General features: G+C 40.8%; 17 protein-coding genes and 1 pseudogene. All 18 read left to right on the top strand.

What is annotated here, in order from left to right:
* The first annotated feature begins 35 nt into the window (after positions 1-35).
* The 18 genes and pseudogenes from FS608_RS18510 to FS608_RS18600 all read left to right on the top strand — a co-directional run bounded on the left by FS608_RS18510 (position 36) and on the right by FS608_RS18600 (position 18,212).
* Positions 36-1,085: a substrate-binding domain-containing protein gene (locus tag FS608_RS18510; RefSeq protein ID WP_144553740.1), complete on the top strand. Its 1,050-nt coding sequence runs from the start codon at positions 36-38 to the stop codon at positions 1,083-1,085.
* Positions 1,086-1,110: 25 nt separating this feature from the next.
* Positions 1,111-1,980, top strand: a complete 870-nt coding sequence (locus FS608_RS18515; protein WP_144553743.1) for a sugar phosphate isomerase/epimerase family protein — start codon at positions 1,111-1,113, stop codon at positions 1,978-1,980.
* A gap of 89 nt (positions 1,981-2,069) precedes the next feature.
* Complete coding sequence (locus FS608_RS18520; RefSeq protein ID WP_144553745.1) at positions 2,070-2,495, top strand: cupin domain-containing protein; 426 nt, start codon at positions 2,070-2,072, stop codon at positions 2,493-2,495.
* A gap of 27 nt (positions 2,496-2,522) precedes the next feature.
* A complete protein-coding gene (locus tag FS608_RS18525) occupies positions 2,523-3,767 on the top strand; it encodes a Tm-1-like ATP-binding domain-containing protein (RefSeq protein WP_144553747.1) in 1,245 nt (414 codons plus the stop codon).
* Entirely contained in the window at positions 3,760-4,596 is an 837-nt protein-coding gene (locus FS608_RS18530; RefSeq protein ID WP_144553750.1) for a phosphoenolpyruvate hydrolase family protein, read from the top strand. The genes FS608_RS18525 and FS608_RS18530 overlap by 8 nt, the downstream gene beginning before the upstream one ends.
* A gap of 95 nt (positions 4,597-4,691) precedes the next feature.
* Complete coding sequence (locus FS608_RS18535) at positions 4,692-5,279, top strand: gluconate 2-dehydrogenase subunit 3 family protein (protein WP_186328803.1); 588 nt, start codon at positions 4,692-4,694, stop codon at positions 5,277-5,279.
* A complete protein-coding gene (locus FS608_RS18540; protein ID WP_144553754.1) occupies positions 5,276-7,018 on the top strand; it encodes a GMC family oxidoreductase in 1,743 nt (580 codons plus the stop codon). Before FS608_RS18535 ends, FS608_RS18540 begins: the two co-directional genes overlap by 4 nt.
* 17 nt (positions 7,019-7,035) lie before the next feature.
* On the top strand, positions 7,036-8,169 hold the full coding sequence (locus tag FS608_RS18545; protein ID WP_144553757.1) for a glycerate kinase: 1,134 nt from the start codon (positions 7,036-7,038) through the stop codon (positions 8,167-8,169).
* A 120-nt stretch (positions 8,170-8,289) separates the two neighbouring features.
* Positions 8,290-8,781, top strand: a complete 492-nt coding sequence (locus FS608_RS18550) for a spore germination protein (RefSeq protein ID WP_260871737.1) — start codon at positions 8,290-8,292, stop codon at positions 8,779-8,781.
* Between the two features lie 101 nt (positions 8,782-8,882).
* Complete coding sequence (locus FS608_RS18555) at positions 8,883-9,890, top strand: LacI family DNA-binding transcriptional regulator (RefSeq protein WP_144553760.1); 1,008 nt, start codon at positions 8,883-8,885, stop codon at positions 9,888-9,890.
* A 405-nt stretch (positions 9,891-10,295) separates the two neighbouring features.
* Complete coding sequence (locus FS608_RS18560; protein ID WP_144553761.1) at positions 10,296-11,531, top strand: Gfo/Idh/MocA family protein; 1,236 nt, start codon at positions 10,296-10,298, stop codon at positions 11,529-11,531.
* Positions 11,528-12,499 carry a sugar phosphate isomerase/epimerase family protein gene (locus FS608_RS18565; protein ID WP_144553762.1) on the top strand — a complete coding sequence of 324 codons (972 nt, stop codon included), beginning with the start codon at positions 11,528-11,530 and terminating at the stop codon, positions 12,497-12,499. The genes FS608_RS18560 and FS608_RS18565 overlap by 4 nt, the downstream gene beginning before the upstream one ends.
* An 83-nt stretch (positions 12,500-12,582) precedes the next feature.
* Positions 12,583-13,860 carry an MFS transporter gene (locus FS608_RS18570; protein WP_144553764.1) on the top strand — a complete coding sequence of 426 codons (1,278 nt, stop codon included), beginning with the start codon at positions 12,583-12,585 and terminating at the stop codon, positions 13,858-13,860.
* A gap of 38 nt (positions 13,861-13,898) precedes the next feature.
* On the top strand, positions 13,899-14,192 hold the full coding sequence (locus FS608_RS18575) for a putative quinol monooxygenase (RefSeq protein ID WP_144553767.1): 294 nt from the start codon (positions 13,899-13,901) through the stop codon (positions 14,190-14,192).
* A 108-nt stretch (positions 14,193-14,300) separates the two neighbouring features.
* Positions 14,301-15,101 (top strand): SDR family NAD(P)-dependent oxidoreductase, encoded by an 801-nt coding sequence (locus tag FS608_RS18580; protein WP_186328805.1) that lies wholly within the window; start codon positions 14,301-14,303, stop codon positions 15,099-15,101.
* Positions 15,102-15,117: 16 nt separating this feature from the next.
* Positions 15,118-15,798 (top strand): annotated as a pseudogene (locus FS608_RS18585) (ATP-binding protein).
* A gap of 342 nt (positions 15,799-16,140) precedes the next feature.
* Positions 16,141-16,962 carry a sugar phosphate isomerase/epimerase family protein gene (locus FS608_RS18595; protein WP_144553775.1) on the top strand — a complete coding sequence of 274 codons (822 nt, stop codon included), beginning with the start codon at positions 16,141-16,143 and terminating at the stop codon, positions 16,960-16,962.
* A 62-nt stretch (positions 16,963-17,024) separates the two neighbouring features.
* A complete protein-coding gene (locus FS608_RS18600; protein ID WP_144553777.1) occupies positions 17,025-18,212 on the top strand; it encodes a levoglucosan dehydrogenase in 1,188 nt (395 codons plus the stop codon).
* Positions 18,213-18,242 lie beyond the last annotated feature (30 nt).

Here is an 18,242-nt window from a genome sequence, read left to right on the forward strand (position 1 = left end):
CTAGTCTAATTAGGAATTTAAGGGGGAGAAATTTTATGAAGTTAAAAAAAATAAAAAGTTTAGTTGCCATCTCATCATTAATGTTTCTTGTGACTGCTTGTAATAGTAATTCATCTACCGAACCAACTGCCGCTACCAAATCAACAGGGCATGTAAAAATCGATTATGGTCTTTACTGTGGATCTGATTGTCAGGCAGCCTTAACATTAAAAGCTTCTCCTGATTCGATCAAAGGAAAAGTGGGATTAGCGATTGCATCGACAACATTTCCTTATGGAGTAGCCGTTAAGAACAGGTCAGAGGAAGCGGCTAAGAAGTATTTCCCTAATATGGAGTTACTAGTCGGAGATGGCCAAAATGATCCCGTGGTGCAGACAAGACTCGTGGATGATTTTATTGCAAAGGGTATAAAGGTTTTAATCATAAATGCAGTTGAAAAGGATGCGTTGGCTCCGGCTGTTAAAAGAGCCGAAGCTGCAGGGATTAAGGTTATAGCATTTGACCGTACTGTTAATGCTCCTGTTCTCACTACAATAAAAGCCAATGATATAGATTTAGGATTGGCAGCGGGAAAAGACCTCGCGACTCGATTGAATGGTAAAGGTAATGTAGTCGAACTGCAAGGGAGCCCATCCGCCTCTCCTACTATTGATAGACACAAAGGGTTTATGAAAGCGCTTAAAGATTCTCCGGGAATTAAAGTGATTGCTAGTCAAAATGCCAACTATGATCAAGCACAGGGTCTGAAAGTAATGGAGGATTTATTGCAAAGATTCCCTAAGGGCAAGATTGATGCCGTATTTACCCATGCTGACATTATGACGCTAGGTGCGATCCAGGCGATAAAAGCTGCAGGAAGAGAAAAGGAAATTAAAGTCATTAGTATTGATGGTCAACAAGCTGCTTTTGACAATATTTCAAAAGGAATTATAGATTCTACTGCAGTTTATCCTGTTGTCGTTCCTATGAGTATTATTGCAGCTGCAAAAGCCTTAGCCGGTGAAGAAATGCCGGAATTCATTAAATTAGATGCACCAGTAGTGACAAAGGATAATGTATCAAAATATAACGGTACAACCTATTAATTAATAAAATTTAGGAGGAATTACTATGACAATGAAACTATCTTTTAACACTTGGCCTTATGCAAGCTTTCCAGTTTGGTTACCAGCCTATCCACTTGAAGAGGTAATCAAGCGTATTGCCAATATTGGTTATGACGGTATTGAAATCGGTGCTGCCAGCCCTCATAGCTATCCGCCTACAACCACAAAAGAAAGACGTAAGAACATTAAAAGTGTTTTGGAGTATTACAATCTTGAAGTATCTAGTATGCTGCCTGGTCTTAGCGGCGGCCCTGGTCATAACGTTGCTTCACCTATACCTGAAGAACGCCGGCATACTATTGAGCATTATAAACAAGTGGTTGAGCTATGTGCTGAGTTAGGAGGAAAAACAGTCCTTTATATTCCAGGTTGGCAAGTTTTCGGAACAACTCGTAAACAGGCTTGGGCTTGGAGCCGTGAGGCACTTAGTGAAATCTCTAAAACGGCAGCGGACTATGGAGTTACGATGGTTATTGAACCTACCCCATTTGATAGTAATCTAGTTGATCGTTGTGACGATGCTATTGAGTTGATGCAAGAAGTGGCGGAACCTAATGTAAAGTTGATGTTTGATACTTTCCATGCCCTTTACCGGAAAGAGGTTTCATCAGATTATGTATACAGCATGGGTGAAAATCTCCACCATATTCATATTTCTGATAATGATCGATTAGTTCCTGGACAAGGTAGAGGAGATTTCGTTTCTCTCATTAATGCACTTAAGGATATTAATTATGATGGATACCTAGCTATGGAGCTTGGATTCGACCGCCGCGATATTGAGCCGGACAACGTGGCACGTCAAGCATTCGAGTATCTGAAACCATTAGTGGATGAAGCCAATAAGAGCATGTTAATTAAAGCTGAAAGATAAAGTTTTCATCACATGTAAGTTCCTATCAATTTGGTACATGCATTGTTCCATACCAAATTGATAGGTTTTGAATGAAAGGGGAGGATATTGTGACTGATAAAAAATTATATGTTAGACCCGATGATGTAGAAACCTTGATGTTTGACTGGGGCTGCTTTAAGTTAACTTCTACAACGGATGTTACAGGGGCAAAAAGCTTTAGCACGGGTATAGTGGTGGTGGATCCGGGTAAAGGGCACGAACGGCATAACCATCCTGGTACGGAAGAAATCATCTATATCGTTTCCGGTGAGGGTGAACAGATGGTGGAAGATGAGAATGGCAATCCAGTGATACAGAAAGTGACAGCGGGCTGCACTGTCTATGTTCCTGAAGGCAGATACCATTATACCATCAATACTGGATGGGAACCGATGAAATCATTTGTGATTTACTCCCCAGCAGGTGCCGAGCAGGAGTTAAAGGAATTACCTGATTGCAGAATAGCACCGCCCGGTGAGATACCAAATCGATAGTCCGAATTCATAAGGAGGTAAAGGATCATGGCAACTGTCGTTGTGTTAGGAACACTGGACACGAAAGGGAACGAACACAACTTCGTCAATCAGATCATCCGCAATAAAGGTTGTGATGTCGTACTGATCGATATTGGTGTTCTGGGACAGCCCCAAATCAGGCCAGATATAAGCAGAGAGGAAGTAGCTCGTGCAGGTGGAGTTGAGATTGAAGAACTCGTCCAAAAAAATGATCGCGGATTTGCCATGGAGGTCATGGCAGTCGGCGCAACAGAGATTGTGCGTCGATTGTATCAGGAGTGCCAACTCGATGGGATTTTTGCGTTAGGAGGTTCCGGCGGGGCTTCCATTGCAACCCACGCCATGCGGGCACTGCCAATCGGGGTACCGAAGCTTATGGTTTCGACAGTTGCGTCAGGTGATACCAGGCCATATGTAGGAGAATCAGATATAACCATGATGTATTCGGTGGTAGATATTGCAGGAATTAATTCCATTTCAGAACGAATTCTCTTTAATGCTGGGATGGCTATTTCTGAAATGGCTAAAGCAGGCGGTACTTACGTGCCGCAAAAAAAAAGCAAACCATTGGTTTCCATTACTATGTTTGGTGTTACAACACCATGTGTTTTACAGGCAAGTAAATGGCTGGAATCAAAAGGTTACGAAACAGTAGTATTTTCCGCTAACGGTGTGGGCGGGCGTGCCATGGAGGCACTGATGAGAGACGGATTTATAGTCGCTTCCTTAGATGTAACCACTACCGAACTAGCGGATGAGTTAGTTGGAGGAGAACTCTCGGCAGGTCAAGATCGGCTGGAAATGGCGGGACGTCTTGGAATTCCACAGGTTGTATCTCTTGGAGCTTTAGATATGGTGAATTTTGGTCCAGTTGATACACTTCCTAAACAATTCTCTGGAAGAAAAATCTATAAGCATAACCCGAATGTGACGCTTATGCGTACGACCGTTGAGGAGTGCCAGCGATTAGGAAAAATCATGGCTCATAAATTGAATCAAGCAAAAGGACCAGTAAGTGTATTTATCCCGCTCAAAGGCATTTCTGCTGTTGCCAAAAAGGGGGAAGTTTTCTACGATCCCCAGGCCGATCAAGCACTAATTGATTCCTTAAAAGAATCGTTGGAGCCTCATATTGATGTAGTTGTGTTGGATACAGACATTAACGACCTATTATTTGCAGAGGCGATGGCGAAGAAAATACACGAGTTATTTTCTAACAATAAAAAAATCGAGGTGTTGAATTATGAGTAGAAAAGAAATTTTAAGCCGATTAAAAGAACAAGTGGCAAAAGGGATACCAATTATTGGAGCAGGAGCAGGGACCGGCATTTCTGGTAAGTGTGCGGAAGCCGGAGGGGCTGATCTTTTGATTGTTTACAATTCTGGGCGTTTTAGGATGGCAGGAAGAAGCTCTATTTCTGGTTTGATGCCATATGGAGATGCAAACCAAATAGTCGTCGAAATGGCAGCTGAGATCTTGCCTGTCATAAAAAATGCTCCAGTACTTGCCGGTGTATGTGGTACGGATCCTTTTAGAGACATGCGTTCCTTCCTGGAGGAATTAAAAAAGATCGGATACCAAGGCGTTCAAAACTTTCCAACCGTTGGACTTTTTGAGGGTCGCATCCGACAGAATATGGAGGAAACAGGTCTTGGATATGATCGCGAAGTGGAGATGATCCGTATCGCGCGTGAACTTGATCTTCTAACTACCCCTTATGTCTTCAATGAACAAGAAGCGCGGGACATGGCTGCCGCTGGAGCGGACATTATTGTTGCGCATGTTGGAACAACTCTAAGTGGCTTGACTGGAGCTCATAGTACCATGGGCCTTGGAGAAGCTGCTCAAATCATTCAAGGTATCCACGATGCTGCCAAAGAAGTAAATCCGGATGTTCTTGTCATTTGTCATGGCGGCCCGATTGCCGGGCCAGAAGATGTGGAATATATCTTAGAGCATACCAAGGGTATCGATGGTTTCTATGGTGCATCCAGTATGGAACGACTACCTGTTGAAACCGCTATTATTGAAAACACAAAACGCTTTAAATCGTTACCACTGTCAAATGCAGGGGTGTAATATACATCCTATCATTTGTTCATAGATTAATAGCGGGCAGGAAGTTCCTCCCGCTATTTCAATAGAATACTAGTTTAATGGAGGAGGGGAAAACAGTGAACAGAAATAAAGAATTACCCGTTATGATGTTTTTAAACCCGGATGAAGCTAGAACGATTGAAGCCATAGCCTCCCGTATCATTCCAAGTGATGAGACCAGACCGGGCGCAAAAGAAGCAGGTGCAGTGATTTATATTGATCAATCACTAGCAGGTTATTTTAGGCATCTTCAAAAATTTTACCGTCAAGGAATCATCGAATTCGAATCTTTTTGTAGAGAAAAATTTGGAATAGCTTTTAAAAATCTTACTGAGGAGCAGCAGGATCAACTTCTACTTTCTATAGAAAAAATTGAAATAGTTGATATAACAGAATCCAGTGATGATATAGAGAAAAGAGAAAATTTATTAGCACAATTTTTTGCGGTTGTACACGAGCATACAATGGAAGGAACATTTGGTGACCCATTATATGGTGGAAATCGTGATACGGTAGGCTGGAACTTGATTGGCTTTCCAGGCGCACAATGGGGCTATACTCCTGAACAAATGACACTAGGCTTTGATGTGAATCAAATCAAAGTAAAAACGCTTTCTGATATACAAAAGGAATACAAGCCAGTGGTAACAGAGGTGAAATTATGACAAAGAAAATTGACGCAATTGTCGTAGGACTAGGTGCTTCCGGAGGACTTATCGCAGCAGAACTTGCTCGGGCAGGATTGAAGGTAGTTGGACTTGAAAAAGGTGCTTTCTATCAGGATGCGGATTTTTTAACAAAATTCGACGAAATTCGTTATTATACGCGAAGCGCCATGGTTCCTCACATGAAGACAGACCCTATTACATGGAGACCGAATGAAAAGACAAAGGCGAAAGTTCTTCCTTGGGCATCCAATAAGCTTGGATTGGGAAATCCGTTCCAAATTCCTCCTTCGATTGGAACGGGAGGCGGTACACGGTCATGGGGGGCAGCGGCATTCCGGTTCCGGGAAAAGGATTTTAGTATGCGCAGCTCAATCATTGAGCGATTTTCTGAGTCAGCATTACCGGAGGACAACACCATCGTTGACTGGCCAATTAGTTATAACGATTTAGAACCCTACTATGATCGAGTCGAATGGGAATTAGGTATATCTGGTAAAGCGGGTAATATTAATGGTGAAATACAATCTGGGGGGAATCCTTTTGATCCACCTCGGAAAAGAGATTACCCAATGCCGTCTTTGCCGCGTGCAGGAGCTGATAAGATATTTGTGGATTCTGCTATACGCTTGGGTTACAATCCTTTTCCCACTCCAACAGCAATTGCCACAAAAGACTATAAAGGAAGAAATGCTTGTACCAACTGTGGTTTTTGTCATGGATACCATTGCCATGTAGGGGCTAAAGTATCAACACATGATTTAGTCAAAACTGCAGCTTTAGAAACGGACAACCTTGAAATCCTGCCGCATGTTCGCGTTTTCCGGGTGAATACAGATTCCACTGGAAGAGTTCGTGGCGTTTCATACTTTGATCAAGAAGGCCAAGTTGTTGAAATTGAAGCTGAGATTGTGATTTTAGCTACTTATGCGCTTGAAAATGCACGACTGCTGTTTGCCTCAGGAATTAATGGCAATGGTCAGGTTGGAAAACATTTGTCCATTCATAATTATGGCTGGTTCACAGGTGTTTTACCTGAAATTACAAATCCATTTATGGGCTCCTTGCAGTCCGGAAGTGTCATCGACGATCTGACATCAGAATTAATACCTGATAATGATGAGGGTGTCCTATGGGGTTCACCAATCAACACATGGACAGGTGATATGCAGCCAATGGAGGTTGTACATAGTCTCCCGCCGCATGTTCCACGTTGGGGCAAAGGCTTTAAAGATTGGATGACTGAAAACTATCGGAAATTATTCAAAATCTATTCACAACACTCATCTTTACCATCCAAACAATTCTATGTTGATTTGGATCCTGCTGTTAAGGATCGATTTGGTCAGCCTGCAATAAGGATAACCCATGACTGGACAGACTACGATCATAAAACGGTTGAATACTTCATGAAAATTAAACGCCAGCTTGCCAAGGAGATGGGCATTACTGAATATTGGGAAGATATCCCTAAACCGACATATCATGTTTCTGTTCATGATACCGGAACACACCGGATGGGGTGGGATCCTACAACGTCTGTTGTGAATCCTTTTGGAGAAGTACATGAGTGTGAGGGTCTTTACGCAGTTGGTGGAGGCCAATTCCCAACTTTACCTTCCTACAATCCAACTGAGACTATCATGGCCTTAGCTTATTTAACCGTTGATCATCTTTTAGGTAAAGCTCGACAAGAAGGGGAAAAAGTAAAAGTTGGCACCCATCATCCTATCGCATAGAACCGGAGGTGTGACAGATGAAGGTCGTAATTGCACCAGATTCATTTAAGGAAAGTCTGACGGCACTCGAAGTTTCTGAAGCTGTTGAAAAAGGTTTTAAAAGGATTATGCCAGATGCTGAGTATGTAAAAGTGCCAATGGCAGACGGTGGAGAAGGAACGGTTCAGTCGCTTGTTGATGCAACCGGTGGGAAAATAATTCGAAAAAAAGTCACGGGACCGTTAGGTGTACCGGTGGAAGCATTTTTCGGAATTCTTGGTAATAAGACTACCGCTGTGATTGAGATGGCTGCTGCTTCTGGCTTACACCATGTGCCTGTTGGAAAGCGAAATCCCCTAACTACAACTACTAGGGGTACCGGGGAATTAATCAGTGCAGCCCTTGATTTTGGGGTAAACCGTATTATTATTGGAATAGGTGGGAGTGCTACAAATGATGGCGGTGCGGGGATGGCGAAAGCCCTCGGAGCTCGTCTCCTTGATCGTAATGGATTGGAGATTGGCGAAGGAGGAGGCTCACTGTGTGATTTAGCTTCTATTAGTCTATCAAATTTAGACCCCCGAATAGATAGTATCAGGTTTGATGTCGCTTGTGACGTAGATAATCCACTTACTGGTGAAACAGGGGCTTCCGCCATTTACGGACCACAAAAAGGGGCGACCCCTGAAATGATTGTTCAGTTGGATCATGGTCTTGAACATTTTGCCGCCATAATTGAACGTGATCTGGGCATGAAGATAAAAGATGTACCCGGTGCCGGCGCAGCTGGCGGTCTTGGAGGAGGTCTACTGGCATTTTTACCTTCTGAGCTCAAGCGGGGCATAGATATTGTAATAGAAGCATCTGGACTTTCAAATTTAGTTCAGGGTGCGGATTTGGTAATTACAGGGGAAGGAAAAATCGATGGACAAACGATATTTGGTAAAACGCCAATAGGTGTAGCAAAAACAGCCCAGAATTATGGTATCCCTGTCGTCGGTATAGCAGGGAACATCTCTAAAGACAGCCATGTTATTCATGAATATGGTATCGATGCTATCTTTAGTATTGTTCCCGGTGTTGTTTTGTTAGAAGATGCCTTTAAAAATGCAGTGGAATATGTTGAGCGGACAGCCGAGAATATAGCGGTAGTTTGGAAAAGAAAAAGATGAAAAGGATATAGGAATTTTAAAAAAGCAGAAAAACTCCAGTTCAGTTCTTTCAGGAGAAATTGCTATGAAATATAATAGATAAAAATTGATCAGCTATGCCCGTTGTTTTACAATTACTTTTTGAGAAAAATCCCGTCCATCGAACGGGATTTTTTTAGGTACTTAGGAAATATTTTTGTGCTTATGTCGGGAATTATCGAACCTAAAAATTTGCTTCCTTTGTTTCCACGGATTCAAACCTATTTTAATAACCGCTTATCCCAATATTTTCATCATTCCATTTGGCAAATGGTTTGTTTCACAACCATTCTACCTTATTTAAATAAGCCTCAATTGGGGAAAAAAACGGGCGTCATATCGTTAATTTTAATTGGTCTCCTATTAAGTGGGACGCATGCGCTTCAAATCTCTGTTCTCGGGGCGGTTATGTACAGCCGGGCTACATTTCCTATGTTTGTAACCATCAGCAAAGTAAACATTGCTGATTTTCTGCAGAGTATGGATTCAATTGTCATTCTTACCCTAATTATTGGTGTATATTTTAAAATATCAATTTATTGTTTTGCCGCGGTAAATGCTTTTTTGTTAATAAATTTTCTAAAAATGAGATAGTTTGTGTACACCGTTGATTTTTTCATTTACGTAAAGTATTGTATTTATTCATGTAATCGATTACAATAAATGTAAACGAACACTGAAGGGGAAAGTAATACATGGTCAGAATTGCGGATGTTGCAAAAATGGCAAATGTTTCAACGGCCACAGTATCCCGAGTCATTAGTAATGCAGGGACTGTAAAAAAAGAAACAGCTGAAAAAGTTTTAGAAGCCATAAAAAAATTAAATTACCACCCTAATATGCTGGCAAGACAATTGAGAAGATCTGAAACCAAAACAATTCTTGTGGTGGTTCCTGATATAACCAATACTTTCTTTTCTGCGGTGCTGCGCGGAATTGAATCCGTTGCCATCGAAAACGGATATCAAGTACTTCTAGGAGATGCGCGAAACGAAGTCGAAAGCGAAACTGGTTTTTTAACGATATTAGGTCAGAAAAAGGCCGATGGGTTGATATTATTAACCGCTAGGACGGATCAAAAAATATTAGAAGAATTATCCCAGGATTACCCCGTAGTATTGGCGTGTGAATACTATGAGGGTTCCAAGCTGCCTACGGTCTCCATTGATAATGTTAGCAGTGCAAGAAAGGCAACTGAATATTTAATTAGCCTAAACCACAAGAGAATTGGACATATTTCCGGACCCTTGAATATTGTCGTTGGACGAGATCGATGCAGGGGGTTTCACCAAGCAATGGCGCAACACGGCCTGTCTGTGGATCCAAGTTTGGTACAGGAAGGCGAATTTTCTTTCGAAAGTGGATTTAATTTAATGATGAAATTTTTGTCACTAGAGAATCCTCCGACAGCCCTTTTTGCCGGTAATGATGAAATGGCTATGGGTGCCATAAAAGCCGCTAAATCAAAAGGTTTAAGAGTTCCAGAAGATTTATCTGTTGTTGGCTTTGATGATATTCAATTTGCATCAATTTTTGAACCTGCTCTAACAACCGTGGCACAACCAACGTTTGATATGGGTCAAAAAGCAATGCGTTTACTGTTAAAATTAATTAAGGATGAAGAAATAGAGAAAGATCAATTTATTCTTCCTGATAAACTCATTGTCCGTGAATCATGCAAAGAACTTACCATAGAAGAGTAGTTTAGCCTAATCCTGTTAGAATTAAAATAATGATAAAAAGGGAGTGAACGTGGATCACTCCCTTTTTATCATTATTAGGGGACCGGCGATTCTATTGGTTCCAGAATAGTTTTTATCATTCTGATTAAAAAAGAATCGAAGAAGTTTTAAAAAAAATATTGAATTCTAGACTGTAATCGATTACAATAAAGGTGTCGATAAAAAGAGTAAAATATATTAGTCTAAGTGAACAGGTAGTTTATCCTGAAAGGCTATTTCTTAATTTAAATGTATGAATAAACTTAAATTTTTTTCGACTAAAATGTAATCCATTACATTTATAGATGTTTGAAGTATAGGTAAATTATTTATTCATTAAGATTAAACACATATTTTTTTGCAAGCTATTGTAATCGATTACACTAAATGACTTCTATTCATTCTTGGGTGAATAGAAAAGTTCGATTGGAGGACGGAAAACAAATGGAAAAAATAAAAGTAGGAATCATCGGGACAGGTTTCATTGGCCCGACACATATTGAAGCAATCAGAAGACTTGGATTCGTGGAAGTCGTAGCATTAGCCGAGACAAGTCAAGAACAAGCGGAAAGAAAGGCAGCTGAACTTGGAATTCCGAAAGCATACGGAGATTACCGTGAAATGCTGCGTGACAGCGAAATTCAGGTAGTTCATAATTGTACCCCAAACCAAGTGCACTTTGCGATCAATAAAGAAATTATTTTAGCAGGTAAACATGTGATCTCAGAGAAACCGCTTGCGATGAATAGTGAAGAATCAGCGGAATTGTTGGCATTGGCTCAAAAACAGGGTGTTGTACATGGTGTGAACTTTAATTACAGACAGCATGCGAGTGTGCAAAACCTGCGAGCTAAAATTGCTAACGGTGACCTTGGGAAAGTGAATTTGGTTCACGGAAGCTATTTGCAGGATTGGTTACTATATGAAACGGATTTTAACTGGCGTTTAGCACCGGAAGTCGGCGGGAAATCTCGCGCAGTAGCAGATATCGGATCTCACTGGTGTGACACCGTTCAATTTGTTACCGGTAAAAAGATTGTAGAAGTATTTGCTGATTTAGCAACGGTCATTCCAGTTAGAAAGAAAGCAATTGGAAGTGTGGCCACTTTCAGCACACAAAGTACTGAAGATGTAGAATATGAAGATGTTTCAATCAATACAGAAGACTATGCATCCGTACTAGTTCGTTTTGAAGATGGATCAAGAGGAGTCTTCACTGTTTCACAAGTAAGCGCAGGACGAAAAAATCGATTAAGCTTTGAAATCGATGGCAGTGAGAGCTCTGCTTACTGGAATCAAGAAGAGCCTGAAAAACTATGGATGGGACACAGGGATAAGCCAAATGAAATTCTTCTTGCCGATCCGGCACTGTTCGCACCTGAAGCAAGATTAGCGATCCATCATCCAGGAGGACATAACGAAGGCTGGCCGGACGCACTGAAAAATATGATGTTAAATTATTATTCGTTTATTCGTGATGGCAAAGATCCTTTAAAGGATCAAGCTAATTTTGCTACATTCGAAGACGGTCACATTTCAATGGCCATTACCGATGCCATTTTAGAAAGCCATGAACAGCAAAAATGGGTGAAGGTTCAGTCGGATAAGGAGGTTTTAGTGTGAAACTAGGTGTGTTTACAGTTCTATATCAAAATCTTCCTTTCGAAGCCATGTTAGATAAATTAGCCCAAATCGGAGTAGAGGCCGTTGAGTTAGGAACCGGTAACTATCCAGGGAATAGTCATTGTAATCCCGATGAATTGTTAGGGAATCCAGATAAAATCAAATCGTTCCGAAGGGCGATTGAAAGCAGGGGACTAACCATCAGCGGACTAAGCTGCCATGGGAACCCTCTACATCCTAATGTAAAGGCTGCCAAAGAGGCGCATGATGTATGGAGAAAAACGGTTTTACTGGCTGAACAGTTAGAGGTACCAGTTATCAATGGTTTTGCTGGATGTCCAGGGGATCATCCTGGTGCCAAGTTTCCAAATTGGGTGACCTGCTCTTGGCCTTCAGAATATGCAGAAGTCTTAGAATGGCAATGGAGTAATATCGTTATTCCGTACTGGAAAGAAGAAGCGAAATTCGCTGAAATGCATGGGATTCATCAAATTGCTTTCGAAATGCATCCGGGATTTGTTGTCTATAATCCGGAAACACTACTAAAGCTAAGAGAACAAGCAGGAGTGAACATCGGAGCCAACTTCGATCCAAGCCATTTGGTATGGCAAGGAATCGACCCAGTCGAAGCTATTAAAAAATTAGGCAGGGAAAATGCAATCTTCCATTTCCATGCGAAAGATACGTATTTAGACCGAGCAAATATTAAGGTGAATGGTGTTCTTGATACCAAGCATTACAGTAAAGTGTTGGATCGATCTTGGACATTCCGCTCTGTCGGATATGGCCATAATGAAAAAATGTGGAAGGACATCATCAGTACACTTCGGGCTGTAGGATATGATTACGTTGTTTCCATTGAACATGAGGATATGCTTGCGTCTACCGATGAAGGTTTAATGAAAGCCATCACACTGTTAAAAGGAACGTTGTTTAAAGAGCAAGTATCGGAAATGTGGTGGGCTTAAGGAAGCACAGGGACGGTTCTCATGCTTCCGAAGCATGAGAACCGTCCCCTCGCACCCAATTAATAAAAATAGAGGTGTTAAAAATGAAAAGGCTTGTAGGTCAAGAACGTACTTTAGGCGGACTTCCAATGGGAGTCGTTTGGGGATTTGTTGCAACGTTAATTTTTATGGCCGGTGACGGTCTCGAGCACGCATGGTTGTCTCCCTATCTGATTGAAAAGGGATTGACCGTTCAACAATCCGCCACACTTTTTGCGGTTTATGGAGCGATCTTAGCTATCGCATCTTATTTTTCTGGTGTACTCACCGAGATGTGGGGACCAAGGAAGGTAATGGTTATCGGTCTTGTTACTTGGTTAATCGGTCAGGTTCTATTTATTGAATATGGTTTAAAGTTAAACAATTACGCTATTATGCTCCCTACTTATGGGATTCGTGGTTTAGGTTATCCTTTATTCTGCTACTCTTTCTTAGTGTGGGTTACTTATCGCAGTCCAGAGCGGATTTTGGCAACAGCTGTAGGATTGTTTTGGGCAGCGTGGAGCGGCGGGCTCTATGTTGTAGGAAGTTATTTCCCTGCTTACATGCTTCCAAAGATTGGATATATCGGGTTGTTGTGGAGTGCAGTAGCATGGGTATTAGTCGGAGGAATTGTTGGTCTTATTGTAGTAAAAGGTGATGTAAAAAAGGAACAAAAGGGAGATCCAAAGGAAAAGCTAAAGAGCTTAATGAGTGGATTCACCATTTGTATCGAACAGCCGAAAGTGGCGATCGGCGGCGTGGTTCGGATTATCAATTCTACTGGGATCGGTTCCCTGCCAATCTTTTTCCCGATGTATTTGAAGTCGAATTATGGATTTACCACTGAACAGTTTCTGCAAATGTGGGGAACGATGTGGTTTGCAAATATTATCTTTAATCTAATCATTCCTTACATCAGTGATAAATGGTTAGGTTGGCAAAAAACGATTCAATGGCTTGGCAGCTTCGGCATGGGCGTCATGTTACTTGTCTTGCTTTACACGCCTGAAGTATTTGGCAGCAGTTTCTTGGCCTTGAATATAGCAGGTATTTTTATGGGAATTGTGCTTTGTGGTTTCGTCCCACTTTCAGCTCTAGTAGCATCGCTTGCTCCGGAGAAAAAAGGATCTGCGATGGCGATTGTAAGCTTTGGTGCAGGAATGTCCTACTTTATTGCCCCAGCAATCGTTGGGTTATTTATTGGAATTATCGGTGCAAAAGGGGTTATTTGGATTTTCGCAGGTACGTATTTCCTTGGTGCTTATCTAATGAAGTTTATGAAGCTTCCTTCCGAAGAAAATAATAAAAACGAAATCGTATTAGTAAAACACGCAGGTTAGTTTTTAAGAAATACCATCAACAATAAGGGGGATGTACCATGATTATTATTCATGCAAGCATAAAGGTAAATGCGCCTTATCGTGAAATATTCTTGGAAGAGGCAAGGCTTGTAACAAAACCGTCTCAAGCGGAGTCCGGGAATATTAGTTATCAATATTATGAAAATCCGGAAGCGGCGAACAGCTTTATCTTTGTTGAGAAATGGAAGGATGAAGAAGCCATTCAACTGCATGAGGAAACCCCTCACTTTAAAAGATTCATAAAAGCTGTTGAACCCATTGTTGCTGAACCTATCCATGCAGAATTATTTGAGGCTTCAGTGAAAAATTAATATTAGACAAACATAAGGATTAACTCCGGGCTGTGTATCAGCTAGAGTTAATCCTTATTTGGTAACTACAATCTTATCAGGTTAGTATAGAAAGGAATGGATGAAAAAATGAATCTGGAATTAAAACATAAAACCGCACTTGTAACTGGCGGCAGTAAAGGTATTGGGAAAGCAATTGCCATGGCGTTTGCGGAAGAAGGTGCCAACGTTGTAATTTGTGCACGCGGCGCGGAATCGTTAAATGAGGCGTCGGCTGAAATCGAAAAAACCGGAGGAAGTGTTCTTGCTATTCAAGCCGATTTAACAAAACAAGCAGACGTCGACCATCTTGTTGCTTCTGCTATTGATCGTTTTAAAACCGTCGACATCCTCGTTAATAATGCGGGGATTGCAAGTGGATTTGATGACTTTGAATCATTAGATATAGACGAATGGCAGCATATTTTTGACGTCAATCTTTTTGGAACTGTACGTGTAACTAAAGCAATTATTCCTTTTATGAAAAGAACAGGATTTGGCCGCATTATTAACATTTCATCAGAATCCGGCATTCAACCAGACGCATTCATGCCTCATTACAATGCCACTAAAGCAGCACTGATTAATTTTACAAAAAGCTTATCCAAGGCATATGCTGCAGAAGGAATACTTGTCAATACGGTATCGCCTGCGTTTATCATGACACCTATGCTTGAGGACCTGTTGAAGGATAATGCCAAAAAGCTGAACATCAGTTATGATGAAACAATCCAGCAATTTCTTAAGGAAAATCGTCCGCATGTTGAAGTGAAACGGCCAGGGACGGTGGAGGAAGTTGCTTCAGCTATTGTGTACCTTGCATCAAACAAGGCTTCTTTTATAAACGGTGTCAACCTTCGAGTTGATGGTGGCTCCGTTGCAAGTCTGTAAGTTGGCGGCTTTAGATATGGACCATCGTGAACATCTTGAAAAGCTGGCAGTTAGTATCGCTCATGAAATCCGTAACCCATTGACGACCATAAAAGGTTTTATTCAGTTGCTAAAGCCCGATTTGAAGGAAATAGGCAAGGAATATTATGCGGATGTGATGATAGAAGAACTTGATCGCGTAAATCAACTCATTAATGAATTTTTGAATGCAGGAAAGCCGCAACATCCTTTGGCACAAAAAACTTCCCTGAATAAACTGATCAAAGATATGGCCGTGCTCTATGAAGGTGAAGCGATACTAAGGGATATCCGACTCTCTACTTCCACTGACGGTGATGACGTTGTGCTGAATATCCCAACTAACCAATTAAAACAAGTAATCATGAATTTGATGAAGAATGCCATGGAAGCAATTGACGATCAGCATGAAAGAGAAATCTATCTATCTGCGTCTGTTCAAAATGAATTTGCTACAATTGTCATCAAGGATAATGGATGTGGGATGTCAGAATAAGCGAGGGCGATGTTATATATCCCTTTTTTCTCAACCAAAGAAAAGGGGACTGGATTAGGTTTAAGTGTATGTAAAGAAATTATTGAGCGATTAGGCGGATCCATACATGTTGATAGTTCGCAAGGAAAGGGAACTATATTTACAATTTCCTTTCCTCCTACGCTTATCGTGAACAAATTGTGACAATCGAAATTTAGTTGTTGCAAATTTAGGTGTAATCGATTACAATAATTCATGTAAGCGATACAACATCTATTTTCTTGTCAGATGATAGTGAGGACTAGTAATAGATAGGGATAAATCATTACTTTTTTATAGGAAGCAGCATTTCATCTGTAAACAAAAATGTAATGGATTACATTAAGGTTTTTTTATTACTTAGCTTTACTATTAATATTATTGAAGGTGAAGAGTAATAATTTTAGCGAAAATGTAATCGATTACTAACCTTGAAGGTGAGTTTGCCTCGGTTTTTCTATGATGAAATATGGCACACTAAATTCCAAAAGATATGGAGGTAATCAAATGAAATTAGGTTATCAAACAAATACTTGGGGCGGCGTAGTTGGTCATCCAGCAGGTGTGACTTGTGTGAAGGATAATTACTACCTTGCTTATGGATCAACGGAAGAAGCGTTAAAGGACATAGCGGAAGCTGGCTATGACGGCTTTGAAATCTTCGATGGAAACCTGATGCAATATAAAGATAAAAAAGAAGAATTTTTAAAATTAATGAATGATCACTCTTTATCTTTGGTTGGTGTTTATACAGGCGGGAACTTTATTTTCCCTGATATTTTAGAAGAAGAATTAATAAAAATCGAAAGTGTAGCGGCATTCGCATCAGAAGTAGGTGCAGAGCATATTGTGATCGGTGGCGGAGCAGTACGTGCAAACGGGATTCTTGAAAGTGATTATACCGCTCTTGGTAATGCGCTTAATAAAGTAATAGAAATTGCTGAAAAATATAATCTTGTTGCAAGTTATCACCCTCATTTAGGAACGAATGTTCAGGCTCCTGAACAACTAGATAAATTAATGCCATTAACAAAAATTAATCTTTGCCCAGACACAGCTCATATCGAAGCAGGCGGTGGAGATCCTGTGGCTGTCATCAGAAAATATGTGGATCGTATCAAGTATGTGCATTTCAAAGATTATGCCAATGGAGATTTTTTACCATTAGGTGAAGGGCATCAAAAATTTGATGAAATGGTTAAAGCATTAGAAGAGGCAAACTATGATGGCTGGATTACGGTTGAGTTAGACAGCTACCCAGATCCAAAACAAGGGGCTAAAATCAGCCGCAGCTATTTAAATCAATTTGATAAAGTAAATCAAGCATAAACGTTTCATCCATTAAGAATATCAAACTTTTTATAAGAAGATAATAGTGGGAGGATATTAAGATGAAAAAATTAAACGTAGGTATGATCGGCGGAGGATTTATGGGTAAAGCGCATTCACTTGCATATGCAGGAATGCCAATGTTTTTCTGGCCAGCACCAGCAATTCCTCATCGCCATACAGTAGTTGACGTTAACGAAGGATTGGCTAGAGATGCGGCAGCAAGATTAGGCTTTGACAACTATGCTACCGATTGGAGAGAAGTTGTTAACAATCCGGAAATCGATGTGATTGATATCGTAACTCCAAATAATACTCACGCAGAGATTGCGATTGCAGCTGCAAAAGCTGGAAAGCATATTATCTGTGAAAAGCCATTATCATTAGGTGCTGAACAAGCGAAAGAAATGTTAGAAGCAGTAAAAGCAGCAGGTGTTAAACACGCAGTTGCTTTCAACTACAGAAGAACACCAGCTGTTGCGCTTGCGAAAAAATATATTGAAGAAGGAAGAATTGGTAAAGTTCTAAGCTTCCGTGGAACGTACTTACAAGACTGGTCAGCTGATCCGAACTCTCCATTATCATGGCGCTTCCAAAAGAAAATCGCTGGGTCAGGTGCTCTAGGTGATATTGGTACACACGTAGTTGATTATGCTCGTTACCTTGTTGGCGAAATCACAGATGTAAATGCGATCACAAAAACATGGATTCCTGAAAGACCAATTCAAACTGGCGGCATCGACAAGTTAGGTACTGTGAAGGCCGGTAGCGACGATGTACCTAAAGCAGCTGTAGACGTGGATGATGAATTTATTACGATGGTTAAGTTTGATAATGGTGCAATTGGAACGATTGAAGCAACACGTAATGCACATGGCCGCAACAACTTCCTAACTTTTGAAATTCATGGTGAAAAAGGTTCTTTATACTTTAACTATGAGCGCCGTGACGAGCTTCAAGTTTGCTTCGCTGATGATCCAAGTGATGCAAAAGGATTTAGAACGGTTTACTCAGGACCAGCTACTCCTTACGGTGAAGGACTATGGCCAATCCCTGCTCTAGGTATTGGTTACGGCGAAACAAAGATTATTGAAACATATGATTTCTTTAAAGCAATCAGTGAGGGTACTGAGTTTTCTCCTAACTTCAATGATGGCTATCAGATTGAATTAATCGCAGATGCAATTCTTGAATCAGCCGAAAAGGGTCAATGGATTAATCTTGAAAAAACAGCTGCAGCTGTAAAATAATGAGAAAAGCGAATGTCTGCTCCTAGCTGG

Source organism: Bacillus sp. X1(2014) (assembly GCF_007678255.1).